The following is a 22,455-nucleotide window of genomic DNA, read 5'->3' as shown; positions in this document are numbered from 1 at the left end:
CCAAACTTCTGCGCCGCGTAATCCAAGTGCGGCAAATAAATGTAAAAAAATTGCGGATGCGATTGGCGGGCGGCAATGATGGCCGAACCGACAATCCAGGCCGTGCTTTGGATGTTCGCCAGCGGGCCCCAAAAATGTTTGAGGGGAAAGTGCCCCAGCCCGTCGCGGAGTTGGCCGTACAGCTCCGTGGGGCGCGTATAGCACCACAGCGATTCGCTGCCGTCGGGATTGTGCACCGGCGCCGGCGTGCAGATTAAATCAGCATTGGCCCCTTTGCTGTGCAGCGGGAACCACACGGCGGTCGTAAGCTCATCGCCGTGCTGGCTGAGAAAATCCCAAATTTGCGGCGCCTGGATGCAATCGTTCCAGGCGGTCCACATTTCCACTTGCTGTTTGTCCCGCCAATAAAAGCCGTTGGCGATTACACCGTGCTGGCTCGGCAATTTGCCGGTGGTCATGTTCGCCTGCACCGGGCAAGTAACACAGGGAAAACTCGGCGTGAGCACCGCCTGCTCGCCGTTACGGGTGAGTTCTCGCAAGCGTGGCATCGATGCCAGATCACGCTCGCGCAGGCCGGGGATAGAAAGGAGAACGAGGGGCATTTCGAATGGGGAATGGGGAGTGGGGAATTTTCGATATAAAGCCGCGACCGTTGGTCGCGCTGAAGCGGAAATAACGTCAACACCACCGCAGCGCGACCAACGGTCGCGGCTTTATATTCACGTGGAATATACCCAGCGGCCCAGCAAGATGGCAGGGACGAGGAGGCACAAGATGCCAATTGTGGGTAAGCAGCCGCGGATGCCAAACACGACGGCAGCGTCCAGGACGATGATGCCGAGGATGCCGGCTTTGACCGCGGCTTGAACATGGGCGGGCTGTGGGTAAATGATAGCGCGGATGAATCGCCAGGAGATAAGGGGGGCAACAGCGAGCCAGAAGACGGTCCAAAGATGCGGTTTCAATTGCATCAGCAAAGGCGGCAATTCGACTTGGACTCGCGGAACAACCCACCAAAGCGTGAGCATGCCGGCGAACATGCAGGCTAAGCTGCCGAAAAGTTGAACTCGCGAGCTGGCCATGACCTCTTTGCGCGCAAACCACGTGACGCCCAGGATGTACAACCCAATGCCGGCAGCGACGGCGAAATTGTCGCGGGTCCACGGGCCGGGCATGGTGCTCATCCCCAACAGCACGTTCAGCAACCGGCAACTGCCCATGATGACTGGGCCGATGGGCGAAGATTTTAGAACCAGATCGTAAGATAACATAAGTACAAGCAAAGCAAATGAAACATTGATGGGCCGTTGGTCATGGGAGAGCGACGAGGCAAGTCCGCCGGCAATGAAGCCCGCAAACACAAAGCCGGCCCCGACGAAGCCGGCGGTGCGCCGAGCAATTCGACCGGAGGGCAAGGGACGTTGCGGGCGCTCGATTGTATCGACGGCGACATCGTGCCAGTCATTCAGCACCATACCGGCGGTGTAGAGGCAACTGGAAACGAGAATGAGGAGTGTGAATTCGCCGAATGGCTGCAGCGTTTCATGAGTGAACAAAAAGCCCATCGCCACATCGGCCATGGCCGTGAACACGTTGGGCAGCCGCAGCAGTTGCAGCCAGGCCAAAAGCCGCGACGGTTTTCCAGAATCTGTATTCATGGATGTTAAAACGAACCGCAGAGGCGCGTAGGCACGGAGATGCTAGCCGCAAATGAACGCGAATGAACGCAAATAAATGATCATCTAGCAACATTTCCTTGATGCATCTTCTTCATTCGCGTTTAATATGCGTTTATTCGCGGCCTTACTTATTTGTTTTCTCCGCGTCTCTGTGTCTATGCGGTTATTTAATGGATTGAAATGCCAACCTGCGATGCAGCCTGGCTAAGGAATTCCCGCGCTTCGCGGGCGGCATCGTCGGGGTGGTTGATGTACGGATACAACTCCACGGTCAGCCAGCCGGTGTAGCCGGTGGCGTGAATTTTTTGCAGCGTGGCGGCGAAATCGATTGCCCCGCGGCCGGGAATTAAATGCTCGTGCTTGCGCGTGGCGGCGATATCTTCGAAATGGTAGTGGACCGTGTGCGGGGCCATTTTTTCCACCCAATCTTGCGGATCTTCCTTTACGCAGTAAGCATGGCCGATGTCAAAATTCAGTTTCACCCAGGGCGAATTGATCCGCTGCGCAAATTGCAGATATTGGCCGAACGTTTCAATCAACAGACCCGGCTCCGGCTCAATCAGCAATTTCACTTGCAGCTTTTCGGCCAGTTCGACGCAAGGCATTAGCTCGTCGTAAAAAATCCGCGCGCCCTCGTCCCAGGTTTGCTCGGGGGTAAGTTGCCCGCCGGGCTCGGTGGTGATGCAGGGTGCGCCCAACTCGTGGGCCAATTGCAGGCTGCGCTTGGTGTGCTCGCGGCGGATGGCGCGGTAATGCGGATCGGGATCGGTCCAGCCAGGATGCCAATACGGTTGCCGTGGATCGGCCACGGCATTCATCATGAAGGCGTTGATGTTGGAAATCGTGAGCTTGTGCCGATCGAGCGCATCGCGGATCGATTTTTTTCGCTCCGGCAGCAAGCCGGCGGGCCAGGCATGCGGCACGTCGGCCAATAGCTCGATGCCGGTGTAGCCCAGGTCGGCGATGCGCGCGATCGTGTCTTCAATCGAAAAGTGCAAGTAGGCGTTGGAGCTGAAGGCAAGGCGCATGGGCCACTTGTGAAGTGCGTTTTTCGGACAATCGGATTAATATCACCAGAGCGATGAAGCGTGGTATTTTACAGACTTTATGCCATGAATCCAACCTTGACGGCCGCCTTAATTTGTTCCATAATTAAATACCAAGGGGCACGCCGATGCAATTCCGTTGGAAAGAATGGAATCTCGACCATATCGCGAATCATGGAGTGTCGCCCGCAGAGGCAGAGTTGGTTGTAAGGTCGGCACAGTCCCCATTCCCGGAAGAAATCGAAGATGAGAAAATTCTCGTATGGGGCCAAGGTTCTGGTGGCCGATATTTGCAAGTGATTTATTTGCTCGACCCGGACGGTACTGCTTTCATCATCCATGCCCGGCCCCTTAATCGACGTGAAAAACGCCGCGTTCGTAGACGGAAAAAATAATGGCTGCAAGAAAAACTATCAAAAGTTGGAATGTCCCCAAAGGATTGGTGACCATTGACGGCAAAAAGGTCTGGAAGCCTTATACGGAAATGAACGCGCGAGAATTGGCCGAAGCGACTGCCGAATTCGATCAGGAAATTGCCGAAAGTCGGTTGAGACCACTTTCGTCGGAAATGCGGCAAAGATGGAATCGGTTTAAGCGTAAACGTGGGCGGCCAATCGTTGGCAAGGGGGCGCAAGTGATTTCAGTGAGCGTGGAAAAAGGTCTGTTGACGAAAGCCGATCAGTTGGCAAAGAAACTGAAAATCAGTCGGGCAAAATTGATTTCAAAAGGATTAGAAACGGTATTGCAGCATGAATTAACAAGCAATTTGCCTGCGCAAACAAGTTCCCGTCACGAAAACGTGCGTCCGACTCGTTTTCGAGGGCGACCGCTGCGCCGCCTCGAATTGGGAAAATGACTATTGAAACAGCCGGCCTTGCGGTGGGGCGGCTTCGGCAGACGGCGTCAGGCCGAGATGGGTGTAGCCGGCGGCGGTGAGTTTGCGGCCGCGGGGAGTGCGGATCACCAGTTCGCTCCGCAACAGATACGGCTCCACTTCGTCAGACAATGTGTCGGGCGAAAGATTCAGCGTATGGGCCACCGCTTCCACGCCGACCGGGCCGCCGTGGAACACGCGGGCAATGGTTTCCAGATATTTGCGGTCTTGGCCGTCGAGGCCCAATATGTCGATGCTTTGCATTTCCAGCGCCGCCCGGGCCACGGCCATCGTAATTTGGCCATCGGCGCGGCTAATGGAATAATCGCGCACCCAGCGCAGGCGGTTGTTGGCCAAACGGGGTGTGCCGCGGCTACGGCGGGCGATTTCCTCGGCGCTGGGGTTGTCGATTTTCACCCGCAGCTTGACGGAGCTGCGGCGGACAATTTCGCTCAGTTCTTCGACCGTGTAAAAATCCAAGTGCTCGCGCAAATGGAACCGATCGCGCAGCGGAGCGGAAATCAGCCCGGTGCGGGTCGTGGCGCCAATCAGGGTGAACGGCCGCAGCGGCATATTGATGGTGCGGGCGTTCATGCCTTCGCCCAGCGTGATGTCGATGCGGAAATCTTCCATCGCCGGGTAGAGGAATTCTTCGACGGCTTTGGGGAGCCGGTGAATTTCGTCGATGAACAAAATCGAACCTTCCTCGGCATTGGACAGATAGGGCACCAAATCTTTGGGGGCCATCAAGGCCGCGCCGCTGGCGATTTGCAGGCTGGCGCCCAGCTCGCGCGGAATGCAGGTGGCAAAGGTGGTTTTGCCCAAGCCCGGCGGACCATCGAACAGAATGTGGCCCAGCGGTTCGCTCCGTTTGCGGGCAGCATCGAGCGCAATTTCCAGCCGCTCGGCGACTTCGCGCTGGCCGACCATGTCTTTCATGCGCTGCGGGCGCAGCAGGCGATCATCTTCATCGACCACGGAAAAATCCACGCCCGGCGCCACGGCATCGCCAAAGCCGACGTGTGGGCCGATCGCGCTTTTGCTGGCGGGTTTGCCTGCGGCAGCGGCGTCATCGGCGGCGGGTTTCACAATCGGCTCGCGCATGGGCTAATCAAAATTTAATAATGAGCAAGATTCTAATGTTGCGTCTGCCAGAAAGTATATCAGACGCATGTTGGATGCTTGAAGACGAAAGAGCAGGCATGGAAAGGGCAAATCGTGGCCAAGTCGCTAAATAATCTTTCTAATCTTTGATTGTTCAAAGCCAGTTGCTTGACACCGACAGAAGCGTTGATACTAATGAGGGGGCCTAAACGGAACGGGCTGAGGCGTCGCTGCGCAGATTTACGATTTTGGGCCACGCGCACAGGAGACGCCTAATGATGTCAGCTTATCGGCGAATCGGCAACTACGGTCAATTTCTACTTGGCGGTGTTCTATTTCTAGCGGGTTTGGTCTTTCTGATGGCGGCGCGGCCGGCCGGCGCGACCGATATTTGGACCGACGCCAGCGGCGACAACTCTTGGCACACCGGCGCGCCCAATGATTGGTCGACCGGCACGTTTACCGGCGGCGACAGCGTTCAATTTGACGATAGCGCTCCCGCGGGGGCTTACGTGGTGAGCATTGCGACGGGGGGAGTAAATCCCGCTATTGTGACGGTTAATAATTCAGCCAATGATTATTCGTTGGTTGGGCCGGGCTTTATTGGCAATGCGTTTGGCGCTGCGTTGACGAAGACAGGCAGTGGAATGTTGACCATTGCCAATTCGGCGGCGAACACCTACGGCGGAGGCACCGTGGTTCAAGGGGGCCTTCTGCAATTGGATTTGACCAACCTGGCGACGCACGCCAATTTGCTGAGCTCTAGTTCTGGCTTGGTGATGCAAGGCGGCGCTTTTGCGGTGACCAGCGCTGCAACGGGAGCCAGTTCGCAAACTGTCAATGGAACCGTGATCAGCGCTGGCGATTCCTCTATTCGCACCGGCAATACTGCGGCGGGCGCGGGCAACACCACCAGCTTGGCACTCGGCGCGCTATCGCGGAGCGCTGGGGCCACGGTCGATTTCAACAATCTTGGCGGACCCATTACCACCACAACGGGCAACACTCCGGCTGGCATCATCGGTGGCTGGGCCACGGTCAACAATGACGATTGGGCCACGGCCAGCGGCGCTGGGCCAATTTTCACGATTCAAGCGCTGGCGGCCGGTAGTTACACGGCCGATGCCTGGGCCAGCGGCAACAACACCGACGTCACCGGGGACAGCGTGCAGGCCCAAGATTCCACGACGAACAGCTTGCGGTTCAATCAAAACGCCAGCAGCACCGTGGGTTTATCCAGCGCCAATGGATCGACATTTAACACGATCCAAAGCGGCGGAATTTTAGTCGGCAGCGCGAACGTGAACACGCAGGCGGTTCCAAATTACACGATTGCCGGCGGAAATTTGACTTCCGGCACGAGCGATTTAATTGTGAATCAGCGCGGCGTCGGTTCGCTGACAATTAGTTCCACGATTGTCGACCGTGGGGCCAACCCAATCAGTTTAACTAAATCGGGTTTCGGTTTATTGGTTCTCAGTGGAGCCAATACTTATACCGCCGGCACGCAGGTCAATTCAGGGACGCTGGCCGTACAAAATACGTCTGGCTCGGGCACCGGTTTTGGAAATGTGAATGTGGCAGGGGGTGCAACGCTAGCCGGCGGCACCTTTCACACGGGCGTCAGCCAAGGCATCATTGGCACGCCTTCCAACCAAGTAAGCGTGACGATTGCCAGCGGCGGAACCTTATCGCCCAGCGGGCCAGTTGCCAGCGGTGGCACAATCACTTCCGGCGGACCGAACAATTTGGTCGTCAACGGCAATCTGACGCTCTCGGACAATTCCAACCTTGCGTACGTTCTTTCCAACAGTAGCACCGCCGCAGGCCCAGCCAACGGCAATGATTTGCTGACGGTCACCGGCACAGTCGCTTTGGGCAATGCGGTCAGTTTATCTCCCAATGCAGATTTTTCGTACGGTTCGGGGAATTACACGCTGATCAATGGGTATTCCACCGCGAACAACACAGGCAATTTGGCTAGTTGGATATTGAATGGCTATGCCACCGCGGTGCCGGTGGGCTCGCCTGCTCCCACGTTTTCGCAAACCGCGGGCAGCATTGTCTTGAACATTCCCAGCCCCGTGGTGAATAACAATCCGCCGCCGCATTTAACGCCGAACAATCCGAATGTGGATTTCCCTGGCTTTACCGGCGGCGGTGTGCCGCCGCAGGAGCCGCCCGCTTCGCCGAGCACTCCCAAGCCCACGCAGCATTTTGTGGGCTGCAACGAAGATGTGAAGAATCTATCGGGCGCCGCAGAAAATACTATTAACATTGTGTTGAAAGGCAACTGGACCGGCCCGGGCGTTTTGCAGAACAACTATCCGACGTTCGGTGTGGGAAATACGAATTTTTCCACAGCGTTTAATGCCACGACGAATCAAACCACGCTGACAATTTCGTCGAAAAACGGCAAAACTGTTCCGGCGGGAAGAGTGGCGCACGTGGGTTACTCGCTGCTCAACGGCGCCGGCACAACGGGCGAAGGAGGCAGCGCGGAAACGGCGGCGAAATATTGGGGCGCGCCGCGGACCAACGGCAATTTGCCCACGAATCCGAATTTCCGCTTGCCGGCGCCCACGTTCTTCATCGATAATTTGAGTCCGGGCAATCCGACTTTTGGCCCGAACACGCAATTCCTGATTTTGTACAGCACCATCGAGCTGGGCAACCAGAACGTCGGGGGTGAATGGTCGGAGCTGCAAGTACCCAACGGTTCCAACATTCAAGTTGGCATCGGCAATAACGACACGGCCGGAGATGGGCCGATGTTCAGCTTCGATACCAAGTTCTTCCTCTCGGACACACAGATTCCGCTGGACGATTTGAACAACGTGTACGAGCCGCCCACGGGAAGCAACTTCCAGCCGTTGCCGGGCTTGCCCGACGGCACTTCAATTGCTGCGGGAAGCAGCGCAGAATCTAGCCCGATTCTGGTGCCGCTGCCGGAGCCGAGCGCGGCGGTGTTATTGACCGCGGCAAGTGGGCTGGCCTTCCTTTGGCGATCACGGCGCAAAGCAGACAAGCTATAGAAGCTTCAGCAGTTGAACCTTGTGATAGATGCCGTAGGCAGTTCGTTTAGCGGCCGACGGATTATCTTGGGCAATGTAATCGTGGATTTCGCGCAGCCACCGCTCGGCTTCGTGCGTCCAATTTATTTGCCCCAACGGTCCATCCTCCGTTTCATTTCATCGTCGCCGAGCGTACGGCCCTGCTCCGAATCTTCCAAGCCGCATTCAATCATGCGGGCCATGGTCAATTCGCGGAAAATTTCGTCGTAGGAACTATCGTCGGGTTGCTCGGCGATAATGCGGCTCATGGTTTCTTTGGTGGTGGATATGGACGTTAATGCCTTATTAGGCAGTGATGATCTAAGCCGCCAACTGGTGCTGATGCAGTAATTCCAAGCATAGCGAACGAATCGCAACCAATTCGCGCTGGAATTCTTGTTGAGCCTGGTCGCCGGGTAAGGCATCGATCAAATCTTGCAGTTGAACGCCGTGCCCCATGATTTGGTCGGCGGTTTTGTCGCGCAGGGTCTTTCGCACATGCAAGCAGTTATCGGCATTGTAAAACAGCCGCAGCGCATTGGATGGACTTAGCTCGCCGCTATCTAACGATTCCACGATGCCCAGATTCAGCAGCGCAAACATGGCCAGTTGTCCTTCGAGTTGCTGTTCGCCGGATAAAAACTTGGCCAGATCAATTGCTTTCATCGGTAACATCCCGTGGAAGAAACTTAACGCCGGCAACTTGACCGGATTGGTGCTCGAAAAAATGGACTTCTCCAGTGGTGCCGCCTTTGATGACTTTCTGCCATTTGCCTTTCGCTAATTGGCGTAAATGCTGCAATAGTTGCTTGTTCGCAACTGGGTACTTCAAGGTTCGGCCGCGCGACGGCGCCCAGTTTTGCGGCACCGATCCCGAAGCGTAAATATTACGGTAAACACGCAGTGGCATTCCATTATACCTTAACGGCGGTCGGCAGACTGTCTCGATGAAAATAGCCAGCTAACCTTGTCGATTGACAATCACGGAATTGATTTAACTCGACAATGGGCAAAATGGTTGGCGTCGCCGAAAACCCATTCCAGCGCGCTTCGCGATGTCGACCGCCGCCGCCGAGGAAGAGCAGCCAAAACAGAATCAGCGCAATGATGATGGCTGCAATCGCCACGGCCACGCCAATTTTTTTGTACGACACCGGGGCCTGCCCGGAGCATTTGCCCGTTTGCCCATTGCACAAAAAGCGGAACACCTGGTCGCGGTAGCGATAGGCCATGATCCACACGGGCAGCAGCATAGGGTGGCTGTCGAGATTGGTAATCCGCACATTCACGTGCATGTTGCGGCATTTGCCCGTCACGTATTGCTGACAGGCGTCGGATTCGCCAGCTTCCAAACCCTGACGGGCCAGCGGCCGGGCGTATTTGCGCGGCACGGTGAATCGCTCGTAAATGGCATTTTTCAAATCACCGGCATTGGGGGCCGCGGCGGCCGACAGATCGAACGGGCACAGCGCGGCGGTTTCCGCTCCCGTAAGCGCGCCGCTGGCGCCGACAAGCAAGCCGGAATATTCCCCTTCGTGCTGGCCGGCGACCGGATACCAACTGGCTCGCGCGCCCGCCGGCGTGTGGCTGCTGTCGGCGGCCCAATTGGTATGCGTTTGGGCATCGAACACCCAATAGGGAATGTAGACCGCCGTCATTTTGACGATGGCGGCCTGCTGAGCCAAATCGCCGGGACGCCAAAAGCCTTGGCCCAACCACTGGCGCATGTTGGCCACGGCCTGATCGCGCGAAATGCTGAAAGGGACCACGGCGTCGGGAGCAATTTCTTTGGCGTCGGGCTTTTTTTCGAGCTGCTCGGAACCGCAGAAGGGGCAGCGGAGCGTTTGGGCGCTGGCATCGTAACTCATCGAAGCGCCGCAACCGCGGCAAGCGAAATTGCAGGTGGTTTGATGGGTGGCAGGGGTGTTGTTCGTGGTCGGTGGTCGGTGATCGGTGGCCGGGGAGGCAACGACGGCGTCATTTCCCCTCACCCCATCCCCTCCCCCCGGGGGAGAGGGAGTTTGTGAGGCGGCACCGACTGGCACTGCCCCGACTGATACTGCCCCGACTGGCACAGTCGGGCTATTTTCGGCGGACGATGTGGCGGCGTTGGAATTGCCCGTGGGCGCTTCGGTGCCGCAGTTGGGGCAGAATAAATCTTCCTCGTCCAAGAGTGCGCCGCAAACAGTGCATTTGAGGAGAATGTCGGGCATAGGAGTTAGCAAAGAGAAATTTAACCACGGAGACACGGAGCAGTTTTGAACCGCGGAGACGCTGAGACGCAGAGAAAACATTCTCATTTATCAAGAAGCCAAGAAATCAGAAATCGGCAGCGAGATCGCATTATCCATTCCTGGGTTCCAGGCTTCCTAATAAGAATTTATTCTCCGTGTCTCCGTGTCTCTGTGGTAAAAATCCGGTTCATCGGTGCGATGCCAGCCACCACAAAATAACCGCCACCACAAGGCCAATGGCCACCGCCACGCCAATGCGAATTTGCGAATACGGTTTGTCGCCGGTCGTTTTGCCGGTTTGGCCGTTCAGTAGGAAACGATACAGCTTGTCCCCGTAGCGATACGAAAGCAAATACACGGGCAGTAAAATTAAATCGGAATTGACGTCGCTGAAATCGCAATTGACCAACACCTGCGAGTGGGTATCGCCGGGGAGAAAATTTTCCACGTTCCGCTGTTCCCAGTGCAAAAATTCCTGTTGGCACTGGGGTAGCGCTGCGTCGCGCCGGACACTGTATTCTTCGCTCAGCCAGCCGGCTAAGAAATAGGGCTGGTAGCGTTTGAGCGCCGCCAAGCGAAACGGCTTGATGCGCTCTGCATCGGCTTGCGGCAAGCCCTTGCTGCCGGAGACCAGGTAGCCGCTGTAATAATTGTGGTGCTGGCCGGCGAGACTCCACCATTCGGTTTCGGTGACAGTACGGGTTTGGGTTACCGGCTTGCCATTGATGATGGTGGTGTACGTTTCGGTGCGATACCAGTGCTCGCCAATTTGCGCCGACCACTGGCTTTGGGCGAGCATGGAAAACGACCAGAACGGCAAATACACGCCGCGAAGTTTTTCTTCGATTTTGGCGGTGCTTAAATCGCCGGGACGAAACATGCCGCTTTCGCGCAGCCAGGCGCGGAACTTTTCCAGCGCTTGCTGCGGCGTGATGGCAAAGCCGATGATAAATTCCGGTGGTTGCCGGCCGGTTTGCTCATCGGTGCTTTCGACCACCATGTTGGAATCGCAAAACGGGCAGGTGATGCTGCGCTGATCGGCGGCCAACGTGAGCTTGGCCCCGCAATTTTTGCATTCGACCGTGCGGGTTACCGGCGCAATGGGTTGGGTTTGTTCGGCCACCGGCTGCGGCGCGCCGCACACGTTGCAAAATTTATCGCCCAATTCCACCGGCGAGCCGCAATTGGCGCAGGCGTGCCCTTGCGGGGCGGCCGTGTGAGCAAGTTCGGCAGTGGCAGCAGGAGTGGGCATGTTAATTGAATTCAGCCGGATGAATTAACCACAGAGGACACTGAGGAACGCAGAGGCGGCAGATTTTATGAGGAAGCCAGGAAACCAGGAAAATGAAAAAATATGAACAGACAAATACAATTGGTTTGAATGTATTTCCGATGGCTTTTTCCTGTATTCCTCAATTCCAGGTTTCCTAATCATTCTCTGCGTCCCTCCGCGTCCTCTGCGGTAAATAATTCGTATCACTTCTTGTGGCTATTCTGATAAATCGCTTGCAGCATTTCTTCCACGGTTTTGGGCTTCTTTTTGGTTTCCAGGGCAGTCTCAATCAAGCGGCGGGCATCGTGCTCGCTGTGGCCCAGGGAACGCAGAGCGTCGAAGGTTTCGCGCAGGATGTCGCGGTCGGCTTCCGTTTCCGGTGCGCGCGGCTCGTCGCGGGCCACCATCAGGGCGAATTTGGGCATTTTGCGGCGCAGCTTGGCCACCATGCGCTCCGCCGTGGCGGGACCGATGCCTGGCAGGCCGGAAAGCGATTTCACATCTTGCTCTTCAATGGCGGTGGCCACTTCGCGCACCGGTCGGACCATCGCCCGGAGGGCTTTTTTTACGCCCACGCCGTCCACTTCACACACCAGGTCAAAAAATTCGCGTTCCACTTCGGTGAGAAAGCCGATCAACCGCGGGGTCATGCGGCCGCCCATGGCATTGCCTTCCAAGTATTCGATGGTGTGCAGGCTGATATCGTGATCGACCTGCGATTGCAGCCGCCGCCGGGCGAACTCGGGAATCAGCACTTCGTATTGGAACGCGCCGACTTGCAGCGTGAGCGATTCGACATCCACACGCAGCAGGCGGCCAGAAATGTTTGTGATCACGGGGTAACGGAGAGAGGGGTGAGTAGGTGAGTGGTGATTCGCTTGCGGCTTAGCACAGCGCGACCACCGGTCGCGGCTTTATAATCGGCTTGCGGGTTGTTCGTTCGCCAAGGCGGATTCTTGCTCTCGCCGACCAAGATAATAATGACACACCGCCACCGCCAGGGCATCGGCCACGTCGGGCGGGTCGGGCAGCTCGTCCAGCCGCAATTCTCGCTGGATGGCCAATTGCATTTGTTCTTTGGAGGCCCGACCGTTGCCCGTCAGAATTCGCTTAATTTGCGTGGATGGGTAATGGATGACAGCAATTCCAGCCTGGGCGGCGGCCAGGCAGATGACTCCGCGGGCATGGCCCATCAAAATGCTGGTGCGCGGATGGGCCACGTGAGAATAAAGCTGCTCCAGAGCCATGACGCCGGGCTTAAGTGTGGCGATACAGTCGGCCACGCCAGCATGAATTTCGGCCAAACGATCTTCCAGCGATTGCTTGGCGTTGCCGCGAATGACGCCGGCTTCGATAACCCGCGGCTGCTTGGGATTTTTTTCGTTGCGTTCCAAAACGCCGTAGCCGGTGATGTTGAGGCCCGGATCGATGCCGAGAATGCGGGTAGGAAATGGGGAATGGGGAATGGGGAATGGGGAGTGCGGAGCGGGCGATGGACAGGGGGCGGACGTTTTAGCCGCCGGGCTTGCCCGACGCTTGCGGTTGAGCATGACTGTTCCGTTACGCTCGGTTCCACTCGGTGCCGCCGGGGCGGTCTTCCAACGTGATGCCCAACTCCGTGAGTCGGTTGCGAATTAAATCGCCGGTGGCGAAATCTTTGTTCTTGCGGGCAGCGGCGCGGGCATCGATCAGCAATTTCATGAGTGAATCGGTTTGCGCACTGGCCGCAGCCGCCGCTGCCGCAGCCGGCTCGGCCAGCTTGCCGGCGGTTTGCAGCTCGGTGACAAGCTTCACCAGCGAAGCAACAAGCGCCCCATCATCGCCGGCGGATTTTTGCTCGACCGGCTTACGAAACAAACCGAGGATCGCGGCGAGCTCTTTGAGGACCGTGGCGCCTTTTTCCAGCGCGGCCACTTTGGCGGCGTCGGGCTGGCCGGCTTCCAGTTTTTCCGCAGCAACATATTTATTGAGTGCCGTGAGCAGCTCAAACAACACGGCAGTGCCGGCGCCGGTGTTGAAATCGTCGTCCATGGCTTCGAGAAATTTTTGGCGGAGTGCGGCCACCTCGGTCAACAAAGAATTGCCCGTGGGGTTGAATTCCCCGGCAGCACGAGTCGTGGCCGATTGCAGGCTGTAAAAATTGCGGCCGGTAATGCGCTCCAGCAGCTTGAAGAAGCGGTAAAAACTCTCCAAATTTTGCGCTTTGCCTTGCAGCAACTCTTCGCTGTATTGGATGGGGCTGCGGTAATGCGTGGAGAGCAAAAAGAAGCGGATGGTTTCCGGCTGGTGGCGCGAAAGCAGATCGCGAAAAGCGCTGGCGCCGGTCGATTTGCTGATTTTGCCTGTTTGCTGCGACGACAAATCGCCGGCTTGGGGATTGGCGGTGGCACTTGCTGCACTTGCACTGCTCGGCAACCCAGCAGTGGCGCCTGCGGGATTTTGGGTGCGGGTGTTGCGGCCGCCGATTTTGCCGGTTTCGGCGGCGGCTTGCATCAAGCCGTTGTGCAGCCAGTATTTGGCTTGCGGCTTGCCGTTGGCGCATTCGCTTTGGGCAATTTCGTTTTCGTGATGGGGAAAAATCAAATCGAGTCCGCCGCCGTGAATGTCGAACGTTTCGCCTAAAATGCGGTGGCTCATGGCGGAGCACTCGATGTGCCAGCCCGGGCGGCCTTTACCCCAAGGGCTCTCCCACGCGGGCTCGCCTGGCTTGGCGCTTTTCCACAGGGCGAAATCGCCGGGAGAGCGTTTACGCTCCCACATATCCCCGCCTTCGCCTTGCAAGCTTTCGGCCGTGCGGCGGCTGAGCTTGCCGTAACCGGAATCTTTCGCCACTTCGAAATAGACATCGCCTTCCGACTCGTAGGCGAAGCCCTTGTCGATCAGCGATTGGGTGAAGCGAATAATTTCGTCGATGTTGTCCGTGGCTTTGGGGAAGTGATCGATGGTGTCCACGCCCAGCGCGTCCAAATTGTGCAAATAATCGGCCGTCATTTCCTCGGCCAGTTTGGCCATGGTCATGTTGCGGGCGGTCGATTCCTTGATCAGCTTGTCGTCGACATCGGTCACATTCACGACCCAAGTGACTTTGTATCCCAGGTAAACCAAGTAGCGCTTAATGGCGTCGAAAATGACCGGCCCCACCATGTGCCCAATGTGGCTGGGTTTGTAAACCGTGGGTCCGCACAAATACATGCCGACTTGCCCGGGCTTGACCGGAACGAACGGTTCCTTGGTGCGGCTGAGGGTGCTGTACACGCGCAGCTTGCTGGGCGATAAATTTGTGGCGGCGGTCGGCAGACGTGATGTGGCGGTAGACATGGCAGTGGTCGGTGGTGATCAGTTAATAGCCGGCGGCTCACAGCCGCCGGAGGAAGTGATGTTGTGTGTTGATCTTACTCCGAAGGCAGACGTGCCTGTGGCTATTGATTTACATTTTTTACTGTGTGCGCGACCAACGGTCGCGGCTTTATTCAATTTCCGGCGGGACGGTTCGTTCCAGCAGAGCTACACATTGGGCGGCGAGGGCTTCGCCGTGGCCGACGGCATCGACTCCTTCGCCGGTTTTGGCTTTCATGCCGACATCGTGGGCGGGAATTTCCAGCAGCTCGGCAATTCTCATCCGCATGGCGGCTTTGTGATGCCCCAATTTTGGCCGCTGGAGGAAAACAATGCAATCGACGTTTACAATCCGCCAATCGAGTGCCCGCAATCGCTCGCACACAATGCTTAGCATGCTGGCGGAATCGCGGCCCTTATGAGCCGGATCGGTATCGGGAAACAATTCGCCAATATCGCCCAGCGAGGCGGCGCCTAGCAGGGCATCAATGACGGCGTGCAGCAAAGCATCGGCATCGCTATGGCCCACCGCCGCTTGATCGTGCGGAATGGACACGCCTCCCAAACGCAACGGCCCGCCCGGTTCCAGGCGGTGCGTGTCGTGTCCAATGCCGATGCGGAGGTTGGTGGCGATCGCGCTCATTTTCGCCGGAATTATAGTCGACAGGCGAAAGCCCGACAACGCAGGCTGACGCATGCGTCTAGTTGAATTAACGGCGAGGTCCGTGTAAGCGGACATCCAAAACCGTTACGATTCGATCTTTTGCTGAGACGCTGAACAGAACGGTCAGCGGATGCTAGATTGCCACGCGCCGATCTTTTGAGCGCGACTCTCCCAGTTCACGAGGAGGAATTGCTTAGCGCAGTTTCCAACATTCGGCACGCTTGCGTAATTGCTTTGCGCGTGTCAGCCGGGCATCCAGCCATGCTTGGGCCAATCGAGCCTCAGCCTGTTTGGCCCAAACAACGGTATAGCTCATAGTTTAGAAAGCCGTTGTAGAAGTTCTTCGGTAGTAATGCCACCATTTTGCTTGCTCAGTTCTTCCACTTCTTCGTCGGTCCACAATAACTTGGCCTGCGCGTAAGCCTCGCGATCGTGCTCGGCGGCGGGTACGAAGTAGCCAAGCGTATGGCCGGAAGGATCGCAAAGTTGCACCTGGGCGTGAGCCTGCGCCAATTGCCCGGCAACGGCGGTATCGAGAACAATTTTATCCATCGCGTCAAACCCTCCAAAGAAAGATCACGCTCTATTTTACAACTCGCCGTGGGCCGATGTAAAACGGTAATTCAGAACAAAACGACTTTCCGCCAGCGGGCCGGACGCCTATAATCCTCGCGCCATGAGTGTCATTGAAATTGCCGGCCTGGCGAAAACGTATCGCGTGTACCAAAAGCGCGAAGGGTTGTGGGCTTCCATTCGTGGGCTGTGGCATCGGCAATATCGCGAAGTGCAGGCGGTGGCGGGAATTGATCTGAAGGTGGAGCAGGGGGAGTTCGTCGCCTTTTTGGGACCCAACGGAGCCGGCAAAACCACCACGCTGAAATTGCTCTCCGGCGTCATCACGCCGACGGCCGGCTTGGCCACCGTGATGGGCTACGTGCCGTGGAAGCGCGAGAACGCATATCGCCGCCGGTTCGCGCTGGTGATGGGGCAGAAAAATCAATTGTGGTGGGATTTGCCGGCCCAAGAATCGTTCCGGCTGCATCAGGAAATTTACCGGATTGAGCCGGCGCAGTTCGAACGCCGTCGGGATGAGCTGGTCGATTTGCTTTCCGTGCGGCAGTTGTTGGGGCAGCCGGTGCGCGAGCTGTCGTTGGGCGAGCGGATGAAAATGGAATTGATTGCGGCGCTGTTGCACTCGCCGGAGGTGTTGTTTTTGGACGAGCCCACCATCGGGCTGGACGTGGTTGCGCAGCACAACATTCAAATCTTTTTGCGGCATTACCAGCAGGCGCGAAAAATCACGATTTTACTGACCAGCCATTACATGAAAGACGTGGCTGCGCTGTGCCGGCGGGTGGTGGTGATTACGCTCGGTAAAATCATGTACGACGGCTCGCTGGCCGGCATTATCGACCGGTTCAGCAAGCACAAAGTGGTTTCGCTGCAATTGGCCGAGGAAAACATGAATGGCCCGTGGAACCGCTACGGCGAAGTGATCGAACAAAAAATGCCAACCGTGCGGCTGCGGATTGCCCGCGATGTCATTCCGGAAACGCTGGCCGCGATTTTGGCCAATCATCAAATTGAAGACGTGAGCGTGGAAGACCCGCCGCTGGAACAGGTGATTGCCGATTTGTTTTCGCAGGCATCGTCGCAGGCGGGAAAGCAAATGGAGCAGTTAGCGGTTAGCGATTAGCCTCGAATCGCTCCGCTGGCGCGTCGCGGCTAAACCGCAAGCGACGTGTCATACGTTCACGTCACATTTATTTCATGTGATTGTCATGTCTACCGCACTCGAAACGCCACATTTTCCGCGCTCCCCATTTTCGGCCAGCGTGCGCACCTGGTGGACCATGCTGCGGATTTCGCTGGAGGAGCGGCTGGTCTATCGCGGCGATTTCATGCTTGGCACGCTGATGCGGTTTTTGCCGCTGGTGACGCAAATTTTTTTGTGGACGGCGGTGTTTAGCGCCATCAGCGGAAAAGTCCTGGTCGGATACACGCTGAACGAAATGATCGCCTACTTGTTGCTGACGAATGTCAGCCGGGCGTTTTCCAGCATGCCGGCGCTGGCCAGCGGCATTTCGCGCAGCATTTTGGACGGCTCGATTAAAAAATATTTAATTCAACCGGTCGACATGGTCGGGTTTTTGTTGATCACGCGCGTGGCCCATAAGTTGGTGTATTACACGGTGGCGACAATTCCTTTCGCGCTGGTGTTTTTTGTGTGCCAGGGATTTTTCACCAGCGGCTGGCCGGCGCCGCAAATTTTGGCGGCGTTTGTGCTGTCGTTGGTGCTGGCGTTTGTGCTGGGATTTTTTTTTGAAGCGTGCTTGGGGATGATCGGCTTCTGGTTTTTGGAAGTGAACTCGCTGCTGTTTGTGTACATGCTGTTCAATTATTTTTTGAGCGGCCAAATGTTTCCCTTGGAATTGCTCGACAAAATCATGCTGCCGGGCGCCGTTTCCTTGGGCGCGCTGGTCCGGCTGCTGCCGCTGCAATATCTGTGTTATTTTCCGTGTGCAGTATTCTTAGGAAAAATTACCGGCGCCGCGCTGATCCGCGGACTGCTGGTGGAATTAGGCTGGGTGGCGTTTTTTGTGTTTGCCTCGCGGTGGTTGTTCAACCGCGGCGTGCGGCGGTATTCGGCGTTCGGGGGCTGAGGGGAATTTGTAATGAGTCATTACTCAAACGGCATTTGACAGGAAAGGTTGATGCATTCCGCCGAAGGCGTTCTCAACAGTCCAGCAAGTAACTTGAGTTAAATTCGTTGCCGAGACATTACGCCGAAGGCGTTTAACTCCATAGCCCAGGGTCGCCGCTGCGGCGCACCCTGGGAAAAGAATTCGTACCAACCACACGAACCCCAACGGGGTTCCACATGACTAACCGCCGATGCCGCAATCTCTCGTCCAAATTTACGTGCACATTGTATTTTCGACGAAAGATCGGCGTCCGTTTCTTCAAAACAAAGAAATCCGCGGTCGACTTCACGGATATTTACTTGGCATCTGTGCGAACCAGCAGTCGCCGTCGCTGCGCGTTGGCGGCATCGAAGATCACGTTCACATTCTGTGTCGGTTGGGGAAAACAGTCGACGTTTCGACGTTGATCCGTGAGCTGAAGCGGGATTCGTCAAAATGGATTAAGGATTTACGGCCACAACTTCAAGAATTTGGCTGGCAAAACGGCTATGGCGCATTTTTCCGTCAGTCCGGCGCATGTCGAAGCATTGACACAGTACATTATTAACCAAGAAGAACACCATCGGCAGGAATCGTTTCAAGATGAATTTCGGCGATTGTGTAAACTGTATGAAGTGGAGATTGATGAACGATATGTGTGGGATTGAACAATAAAATGTGGAACCCTGTTGGGGTTCGTTGGATTTTTTGATCAAGTTACCCAGGGTGCGCTATCGCGACCCTGGACTATGGAGTTAAACGCCTTCGGCGTTAATACCCATGGGAGATTCAACCACCCAAGCAGAACAGGTCAAACGCCCCCGCTGGCGGCTGCGGTTTGGATTGCGCACGCTGCTGATTACGGTAACGCTGATTTGCGTTTTACTCGGTTCGGCAATGCTTTGGTATCGCGCCCAGGAGGCGGAATATCAACGGGAAGGGCAGGCAGCCCCACGACTTTCGCAATACGGCTGGATAACTTGGAAACAGAAAATGCCCGGGTGGCTCAAATGGGCTGGTGATCCAACAGCATTTATACGGGTCACGGCGATCGAATTCCGTCAAAGCGTTCAGGCCTCTGAAATTTCAGAGCTATTTGAATATCTGCCAGCGATTGAATCGATTTCATTTTTTGCCGATCCACAACAATTCGACGAGGCGATGATTCAAAAGTTGTCTGAATTGAAAGCCTTGAAAGAAATTGTCTTTTGGAGCGTGCGAGAACCCAACGATAAAGACATTGATTATGCAGTTTACCACCCGCCGGTATCGAATAAACCTTTTCAGACGTTGCGAGAGCGATTGCCGAATGTAAATGTGCACTCGCGGCTACCATTTTAACCGATTTGACATGCAGCGTGCTTCCTACTACCGCGTGTTTCTCACGTTTGCCCGTAATAGTTTGGTACGGAACATGACGTTTCGCGCCAACTTCATCATCGAGTGCATTTCCAGCATCAGTTGGATGCTGATGAACTTGGGCTTTTACGTGCTGTTGTATCAGTTTACGAAGGCGATTGCCGGGTGGGGGCATTATCAGTTTTTTGTGTTCCTGGCCACGACCCTGTTTGTCAACAGTTTGGTGGAAGCGTTTTTCATGCCCAATGCCGAGGAGTTCAGTGAGTTGGTGCGGACCGGCGGGCTCGATTTTGCATTGCTCAAGCCGATCGACACGCAGTTTTTAATTTCGCTGACGAAAGTCGATTGGTCCAGCTTTGCTAATTTCGCCCTGGCCATTGGGCTGCTGTGCTATGCCATGGTGAAGCTAGATTACACGCCGACGCCGTGGGCTGCCGTGTTGTATCCGTTCTACGTGTTGTGCGGCGTGCTGATTTTGTACAGCCTGATGATTGTGCTGGCCGCCACCAGCGTGTGGTTGGGGCGCAACCAAACGCTGTACGATTTTTGGTTTTACATCACCAATTTTTCGCGCTATCCGATGGAAATTTATGTTGGGCCGCTGGGCAGTCCGCTGCGGATGCTGTTCACGTTTGTCATTCCCGTGCTGGTGGTGGTGAATGTGCCGGCCCGATTGATGGCAATGCCCATGGAGCCGCAATACTGGTATTTAGCGCTCTTTGCGTTGGCGGCAACGGCGGCCAGCATTGTAGCCAGCCGGTGGATCTTTTTACGCTCGCTGGAAGCATACCGCAGTGCCAGCAGCTAGCGGGCGCAGATGACAATGACCAATGACCAAATCCCAATGACCAATGAGGTTACAGTAAGCCGCCCACAAGATTGGTCAATCGTGCTTGGTCATTGGTCATTTCTTCCTGCGGAACTTTGCCCCCAGTGCCGGGTTTGATCTGATAGCCGCCAGTGTGCGTTATGAGCGGCAAATTACCTCCCGGGCGTGAGGAGAGCTTCTCCATGTTTCAGGCGAAGAGTGTGAGGGTCTGTGCTTTGGGCTTGCCGCGCGTGATTTCGTTGGCGGCCATTGTTGGGTGTTTGTTGCTGCTTTCAAATTCTGTAGTGCACGCCCAGGATGGCGGCCGGGCACGGGACGGCGCGGACCGGCGGGCCGATGGATTTGATCGGCAAGCATGGAGAGAATTCGATCAATTGCTTGGCGATCGCGTGGCTGATCGGCGCGATGGCCCACCGCGCGGTGGTTTCGGCGGCGGTAGCGGTGGATTTGGTGGTGGTCAGGGACCGCGCGCCATGGGCGGCGGCGGAGGTTTCGGAAGCGGCTTTGGGCGTGGAATGAATGCCGGTGGCGGTTTTGGCAGTGGTGGATTTGGCGGCAGTAGTTTCGGCGGCAGTGGTTTCGGTGGCGGTGGTGGATTTGGCGCCAGTGCAGCACGAGGTGGTTTTAGCGGCGGCTTTGCGCGCGACGGATTTAATTTCGGCGGTGGCCATTTCGGACCGCCATGGGCAGGCGCCGATCGATACTCTGCTATGTATCATCGTCAGGCTGCTTCGACAAACCATCGTCGCAATTCAATGACGGCCGCCGGCAAGCACGGCAAAAAAGGCCATCACAAACATCACAAGCACGGCAAGAAAAAACACAAGGGCAACGCTGCTCATCGGGCGCGTGCCAATGCCATGGCCCGCAATGCTCACCGTGGTCCCGCTTGGATGGCCCGCAATGGTAATCCCCGTGCCGGCGCGCGCGATTTTGGTCGCCGTGGTCCGCCGGCTTTCGCCTGGAATAATTGGCGCGGTGGTCCACAAGGATTTCAACGGGGCGGTCCACCGGCCATGGCGGGACGGGATGGCCAGCGCGGCTGGGGTGGTTTTGCCTGGCAGCGAGATGAACGAGATGGAGCCTTTGGTCGCGATGGCATGATGGGCCGCGGTGGTTTTGGCGGCGGCGGCTTTGGCCCACTGGCGCGCAACGACGCTGCTGGTGGCCGCAATGCTGGTGCGCCGCCGAGGAATGATCGCGCCACGGCTCGCAACGATCGGGCGGATGGAAATCGCCCTGATGTTGAATCTCGGCTGGATAACATCGAGCGCCGGCTGGATGCACTGATGAAGCTTATCAGCCAGGAGCACGACCAGCAGCCGCGACGCTAAGCCGTAAACGGTAATTGTCCCGCTGCCCGTGAGCGCTGCATCGTTCGCACGGCAGCCATCTGCAACTTCGATAACTTTGGCCTGTGTGTGTCAGCCCGGTACGCCAGGCCGAACAGACCCCGGTGGAAGCCTTCGCTGGAATCCACCGGGGTCGCTTGGTTTTTTGTAGGCCGTGTTTTGTTAGCTGCAAAGTCGGAGTAGAATGAGCGAGCACTTCGTCTCCAATAAATCCGCTTTGCCAACGAATAACGGGATATGCTTGCAATTCAATGCCAGGAGCCGTTGCCATGAAATTGTATGTTCCCGTGATGATGATTGTTGTCGGTGGGTTGCTCATTCTCGGCCCTATTGCCGCACACGAATGCTCCCAAGAACGCAGTCGGGATCAGGTCGCCGAGTTCTACTTCCACAATAGCAACGCGGCTGTCTTGCCCGAGGCCATGCAGTCGAACTATGGCGCTTATGATTTTGTCTGTTTGATTGTGGGTGTCGGCACGCTCGGCCTGGGAATCATCTCGGCTGGCGTAGATTACTTCGGAATCGCTGCGGCAATTCGGGAAATAATAGCGCAAAGGTAATTGCCCTGTCGGGCTGCGCACGGTTAAGACATTACCGGGTTCTAGGTAAGTAGGCGCGGGGCGGCAGACTTGCTATATTCTGCTTTTCCGTTTTCTCTCACATGGAGGAGTGGTTATGGCGAAACGCAGACCGCTAAAGAAGTTGGTACAGCGTGTTCGGGCCGGAGTGAAGAAGCGCCGCGCCAAGCGTGTAACCCGAAGAACGGCTCGACAAGCTGGGCGACAAGCCGCTCGCCAGATGTAGTTGAGTAAGCGACCCCTTCGGTTGCCCGTGAGCGAGCTTTACTCAAGCGCATTCTGCTCGCCCGGTTGGTCGATGTGTTTGCGCAAGCTTTAACTACTGATTGCAGGAAATACTATGGCCGTCCCTAAGCGACGACAATCGAACCAAAAAACCCGCAGCCGCCG

27 protein-coding genes are annotated in these 22,455 nt (G+C 56.4%); 10 read left to right on the top strand and 17 right to left on the bottom strand.

Features of this window, described 5'->3' with window-relative positions:
• The 3 genes from VFE46_17835 to VFE46_17825 form a co-directional block, all read right to left on the bottom strand.
• The coding region (locus VFE46_17835; protein HZZ29862.1) for an alkaline phosphatase family protein at window positions 1-602 on the bottom strand (602 nt) is incomplete at its 3' end.
• Between the two features lie 117 nt (window positions 603-719).
• On the bottom strand, window positions 720-1,658 hold the full coding sequence (locus tag VFE46_17830) for a UbiA family prenyltransferase (GenBank protein HZZ29861.1): 939 nt from the start codon (window positions 1,656-1,658) through the stop codon (window positions 720-722).
• A 188-nt stretch (window positions 1,659-1,846) separates the two neighbouring features.
• Entirely contained in the window at window positions 1,847-2,707 is an 861-nt protein-coding gene (locus VFE46_17825) for a sugar phosphate isomerase/epimerase family protein (protein HZZ29860.1), read from the bottom strand.
• Window positions 2,708-2,853: 146 nt separating this feature from the next.
• Between VFE46_17825 and VFE46_17820 the strand changes: the two genes are divergently transcribed.
• Window positions 2,854-3,120 (top strand): hypothetical protein, encoded by a 267-nt coding sequence (locus tag VFE46_17820; GenBank protein ID HZZ29859.1) that lies wholly within the window; start codon window positions 2,854-2,856, stop codon window positions 3,118-3,120.
• Window positions 3,120-3,581 carry a hypothetical protein gene (locus VFE46_17815; protein ID HZZ29858.1) on the top strand — a complete coding sequence of 154 codons (462 nt, stop codon included), beginning with the start codon at window positions 3,120-3,122 and terminating at the stop codon, window positions 3,579-3,581. Before VFE46_17820 ends, VFE46_17815 begins: the two co-directional genes overlap by 1 nt.
• Here the strand turns inward: VFE46_17815 and ruvB are convergent, their stop codons facing one another.
• Window positions 3,582-4,703 (bottom strand): Holliday junction branch migration DNA helicase RuvB, encoded by a 1,122-nt coding sequence (gene ruvB / locus VFE46_17810; GenBank protein ID HZZ29857.1) that lies wholly within the window; start codon window positions 4,701-4,703, stop codon window positions 3,582-3,584.
• Between the two features lie 275 nt (window positions 4,704-4,978).
• Here ruvB and VFE46_17805 point away from each other — a divergent pair, with 275 nt between their 5' ends.
• On the top strand, window positions 4,979-7,738 hold the full coding sequence (locus VFE46_17805) for an autotransporter-associated beta strand repeat-containing protein (GenBank protein HZZ29856.1): 2,760 nt from the start codon (window positions 4,979-4,981) through the stop codon (window positions 7,736-7,738).
• On the opposite strand, the gene VFE46_17800 is transcribed toward VFE46_17805, so the two are convergent.
• The 10 genes from VFE46_17800 to VFE46_17755 form a co-directional block, all read right to left on the bottom strand.
• The gene (locus tag VFE46_17800; GenBank protein HZZ29855.1) at window positions 7,733-7,873 is read right to left on the bottom strand and encodes a type II toxin-antitoxin system RelE/ParE family toxin; all 141 of its coding nucleotides are present in this window, start codon (window positions 7,871-7,873) and stop codon (window positions 7,733-7,735) included. The genes VFE46_17805 and VFE46_17800 overlap by 6 nt on opposite strands.
• On the bottom strand, window positions 7,861-8,025 hold the full coding sequence (locus tag VFE46_17795; protein ID HZZ29854.1) for a hypothetical protein: 165 nt from the start codon (window positions 8,023-8,025) through the stop codon (window positions 7,861-7,863). The genes VFE46_17800 and VFE46_17795 overlap by 13 nt, the downstream gene beginning before the upstream one ends.
• Before the next feature lie 52 nt (window positions 8,026-8,077).
• Window positions 8,078-8,422, bottom strand: a complete 345-nt coding sequence (locus VFE46_17790; GenBank protein HZZ29853.1) for a hypothetical protein — start codon at window positions 8,420-8,422, stop codon at window positions 8,078-8,080.
• Between the two features lie 248 nt (window positions 8,423-8,670).
• Window positions 8,671-9,969 (bottom strand): zinc ribbon domain-containing protein, encoded by a 1,299-nt coding sequence (locus VFE46_17785; protein ID HZZ29852.1) that lies wholly within the window; start codon window positions 9,967-9,969, stop codon window positions 8,671-8,673.
• Window positions 9,970-10,177: 208 nt separating this feature from the next.
• Complete coding sequence (locus tag VFE46_17780; GenBank protein HZZ29851.1) at window positions 10,178-11,242, bottom strand: zinc ribbon domain-containing protein; 1,065 nt, start codon at window positions 11,240-11,242, stop codon at window positions 10,178-10,180.
• Window positions 11,243-11,466: 224 nt separating this feature from the next.
• Window positions 11,467-12,099 carry a Holliday junction branch migration protein RuvA gene (gene ruvA, locus VFE46_17775; protein HZZ29850.1) on the bottom strand — a complete coding sequence of 211 codons (633 nt, stop codon included), beginning with the start codon at window positions 12,097-12,099 and terminating at the stop codon, window positions 11,467-11,469.
• A 78-nt stretch (window positions 12,100-12,177) separates the two neighbouring features.
• On the bottom strand, window positions 12,178-12,813 hold the full coding sequence (locus VFE46_17770) for a crossover junction endodeoxyribonuclease RuvC (protein ID HZZ29849.1): 636 nt from the start codon (window positions 12,811-12,813) through the stop codon (window positions 12,178-12,180).
• A gap of 10 nt (window positions 12,814-12,823) precedes the next feature.
• The gene (gene cysS / locus VFE46_17765; GenBank protein ID HZZ29848.1) at window positions 12,824-14,581 is read right to left on the bottom strand and encodes a cysteine--tRNA ligase; all 1,758 of its coding nucleotides are present in this window, start codon (window positions 14,579-14,581) and stop codon (window positions 12,824-12,826) included.
• 148 nt (window positions 14,582-14,729) lie between these two features.
• The gene (ispF, locus tag VFE46_17760; GenBank protein HZZ29847.1) at window positions 14,730-15,242 is read right to left on the bottom strand and encodes a 2-C-methyl-D-erythritol 2,4-cyclodiphosphate synthase; all 513 of its coding nucleotides are present in this window, start codon (window positions 15,240-15,242) and stop codon (window positions 14,730-14,732) included.
• A 333-nt stretch (window positions 15,243-15,575) separates the two neighbouring features.
• The gene (locus VFE46_17755; GenBank protein HZZ29846.1) at window positions 15,576-15,815 is read right to left on the bottom strand and encodes a hypothetical protein; all 240 of its coding nucleotides are present in this window, start codon (window positions 15,813-15,815) and stop codon (window positions 15,576-15,578) included.
• A gap of 124 nt (window positions 15,816-15,939) precedes the next feature.
• Between VFE46_17755 and VFE46_17750 the strand changes: the two genes are divergently transcribed.
• The 6 genes from VFE46_17750 to VFE46_17725 all read left to right on the top strand — a co-directional run bounded on the left by VFE46_17750 (window position 15,940) and on the right by VFE46_17725 (window position 20,114).
• Window positions 15,940-16,959, top strand: a complete 1,020-nt coding sequence (locus VFE46_17750) for an ABC transporter ATP-binding protein (protein HZZ29845.1) — start codon at window positions 15,940-15,942, stop codon at window positions 16,957-16,959.
• An 85-nt stretch (window positions 16,960-17,044) separates the two neighbouring features.
• On the top strand, window positions 17,045-17,926 hold the full coding sequence (locus tag VFE46_17745) for an ABC-2 family transporter protein (protein HZZ29844.1): 882 nt from the start codon (window positions 17,045-17,047) through the stop codon (window positions 17,924-17,926).
• Window positions 17,927-18,158: 232 nt separating this feature from the next.
• Window positions 18,159-18,515, top strand: a complete 357-nt coding sequence (locus VFE46_17740; GenBank protein ID HZZ29843.1) for a transposase — start codon at window positions 18,159-18,161, stop codon at window positions 18,513-18,515.
• Window positions 18,457-18,615 carry a hypothetical protein gene (locus VFE46_17735; GenBank protein ID HZZ29842.1) on the top strand — a complete coding sequence of 53 codons (159 nt, stop codon included), beginning with the start codon at window positions 18,457-18,459 and terminating at the stop codon, window positions 18,613-18,615. The genes VFE46_17740 and VFE46_17735 overlap by 59 nt, the downstream gene beginning before the upstream one ends.
• A gap of 325 nt (window positions 18,616-18,940) precedes the next feature.
• Window positions 18,941-19,288: a hypothetical protein gene (locus VFE46_17730; GenBank protein HZZ29841.1), complete on the top strand. Its 348-nt coding sequence runs from the start codon at window positions 18,941-18,943 to the stop codon at window positions 19,286-19,288.
• A 10-nt stretch (window positions 19,289-19,298) separates the two neighbouring features.
• Window positions 19,299-20,114 (top strand): ABC-2 family transporter protein, encoded by an 816-nt coding sequence (locus tag VFE46_17725; protein HZZ29840.1) that lies wholly within the window; start codon window positions 19,299-19,301, stop codon window positions 20,112-20,114.
• A 49-nt stretch (window positions 20,115-20,163) separates the two neighbouring features.
• Here VFE46_17725 and VFE46_17720 read toward each other — a convergent pair whose 3' ends face one another.
• The 3 genes from VFE46_17720 to VFE46_17710 all read right to left on the bottom strand — a co-directional run bounded on the left by VFE46_17720 (window position 20,164) and on the right by VFE46_17710 (window position 21,448).
• The gene (locus VFE46_17720) at window positions 20,164-20,319 is read right to left on the bottom strand and encodes a hypothetical protein (protein ID HZZ29839.1); all 156 of its coding nucleotides are present in this window, start codon (window positions 20,317-20,319) and stop codon (window positions 20,164-20,166) included.
• A gap of 88 nt (window positions 20,320-20,407) precedes the next feature.
• On the bottom strand, window positions 20,408-20,806 hold the full coding sequence (locus VFE46_17715; protein ID HZZ29838.1) for a hypothetical protein: 399 nt from the start codon (window positions 20,804-20,806) through the stop codon (window positions 20,408-20,410).
• An 81-nt stretch (window positions 20,807-20,887) separates the two neighbouring features.
• On the bottom strand, window positions 20,888-21,448 hold the full coding sequence (locus tag VFE46_17710; GenBank protein ID HZZ29837.1) for a hypothetical protein: 561 nt from the start codon (window positions 21,446-21,448) through the stop codon (window positions 20,888-20,890).
• A 308-nt stretch (window positions 21,449-21,756) separates the two neighbouring features.
• Between VFE46_17710 and VFE46_17705 the strand changes: the two genes are divergently transcribed.
• Window positions 21,757-22,047 (top strand): hypothetical protein, encoded by a 291-nt coding sequence (locus VFE46_17705; protein ID HZZ29836.1) that lies wholly within the window; start codon window positions 21,757-21,759, stop codon window positions 22,045-22,047.
• The last annotated feature ends 408 nt before the right edge of the window (window positions 22,048-22,455 follow it).

It is taken from the genome of Pirellulales bacterium, from assembly GCA_035656635.1.
Lineage (GTDB): Bacteria > Planctomycetota > Planctomycetia > Pirellulales > JADZDJ01 > DATJYL01.
This window is presented reverse-complemented; position numbering and strand designations above follow the sequence as displayed.

What these genes read in the sequence shown, in the direction of transcription:
- VFE46_17715 (HZZ29838.1), bottom strand. Translation starts at nt 20,806, where the DNA reads ATGGCCACCGCCGAAATTAAATCCGTCGCGCGCAAAGCCGCCGCTAAA.
- ruvB (HZZ29857.1), bottom strand. Translation starts at nt 4,703, where the DNA reads ATGCGCGAGCCGATTGTGAAACCCGCCGCCGATGACGCCGCTGCCGCA.
- VFE46_17725 (HZZ29840.1), top strand. Translation starts at nt 19,299, where the DNA reads ATGCAGCGTGCTTCCTACTACCGCGTGTTTCTCACGTTTGCCCGTAAT.
- cysS (HZZ29848.1), bottom strand. Translation starts at nt 14,581, where the DNA reads ATGTCTACCGCCACATCACGTCTGCCGACCGCCGCCACAAATTTATCG.
- VFE46_17815 (HZZ29858.1), top strand. Translation starts at nt 3,120, where the DNA reads ATGGCTGCAAGAAAAACTATCAAAAGTTGGAATGTCCCCAAAGGATTG.
- VFE46_17785 (HZZ29852.1), bottom strand. Translation starts at nt 9,969, where the DNA reads ATGCCCGACATTCTCCTCAAATGCACTGTTTGCGGCGCACTCTTGGAC.
- VFE46_17780 (HZZ29851.1), bottom strand. Translation starts at nt 11,242, where the DNA reads ATGCCCACTCCTGCTGCCACTGCCGAACTTGCTCACACGGCCGCCCCG.
- VFE46_17720 (HZZ29839.1), bottom strand. Translation starts at nt 20,319, where the DNA reads ATGGAGAAGCTCTCCTCACGCCCGGGAGGTAATTTGCCGCTCATAACG.
- VFE46_17770 (HZZ29849.1), bottom strand. Translation starts at nt 12,813, where the DNA reads ATGCTCAACCGCAAGCGTCGGGCAAGCCCGGCGGCTAAAACGTCCGCC.
- VFE46_17795 (HZZ29854.1), bottom strand. Translation starts at nt 8,025, where the DNA reads ATGAGCCGCATTATCGCCGAGCAACCCGACGATAGTTCCTACGACGAA.
- VFE46_17830 (HZZ29861.1), bottom strand. Translation starts at nt 1,658, where the DNA reads ATGAATACAGATTCTGGAAAACCGTCGCGGCTTTTGGCCTGGCTGCAA.
- VFE46_17750 (HZZ29845.1), top strand. Translation starts at nt 15,940, where the DNA reads ATGAGTGTCATTGAAATTGCCGGCCTGGCGAAAACGTATCGCGTGTAC.
- VFE46_17805 (HZZ29856.1), top strand. Translation starts at nt 4,979, where the DNA reads ATGATGTCAGCTTATCGGCGAATCGGCAACTACGGTCAATTTCTACTT.
- ispF (HZZ29847.1), bottom strand. Translation starts at nt 15,242, where the DNA reads ATGAGCGCGATCGCCACCAACCTCCGCATCGGCATTGGACACGACACG.
- VFE46_17730 (HZZ29841.1), top strand. Translation starts at nt 18,941, where the DNA reads ATGCCCGGGTGGCTCAAATGGGCTGGTGATCCAACAGCATTTATACGG.
- VFE46_17705 (HZZ29836.1), top strand. Translation starts at nt 21,757, where the DNA reads ATGAAATTGTATGTTCCCGTGATGATGATTGTTGTCGGTGGGTTGCTC.
- VFE46_17745 (HZZ29844.1), top strand. Translation starts at nt 17,045, where the DNA reads ATGTCTACCGCACTCGAAACGCCACATTTTCCGCGCTCCCCATTTTCG.
- VFE46_17740 (HZZ29843.1), top strand. Translation starts at nt 18,159, where the DNA reads ATGCCGCAATCTCTCGTCCAAATTTACGTGCACATTGTATTTTCGACG.
- VFE46_17755 (HZZ29846.1), bottom strand. Translation starts at nt 15,815, where the DNA reads ATGGATAAAATTGTTCTCGATACCGCCGTTGCCGGGCAATTGGCGCAG.
- VFE46_17825 (HZZ29860.1), bottom strand. Translation starts at nt 2,707, where the DNA reads ATGCGCCTTGCCTTCAGCTCCAACGCCTACTTGCACTTTTCGATTGAA.
- VFE46_17735 (HZZ29842.1), top strand. Translation starts at nt 18,457, where the DNA reads ATGGCGCATTTTTCCGTCAGTCCGGCGCATGTCGAAGCATTGACACAG.
- VFE46_17790 (HZZ29853.1), bottom strand. Translation starts at nt 8,422, where the DNA reads ATGAAAGCAATTGATCTGGCCAAGTTTTTATCCGGCGAACAGCAACTC.
- VFE46_17820 (HZZ29859.1), top strand. Translation starts at nt 2,854, where the DNA reads ATGCAATTCCGTTGGAAAGAATGGAATCTCGACCATATCGCGAATCAT.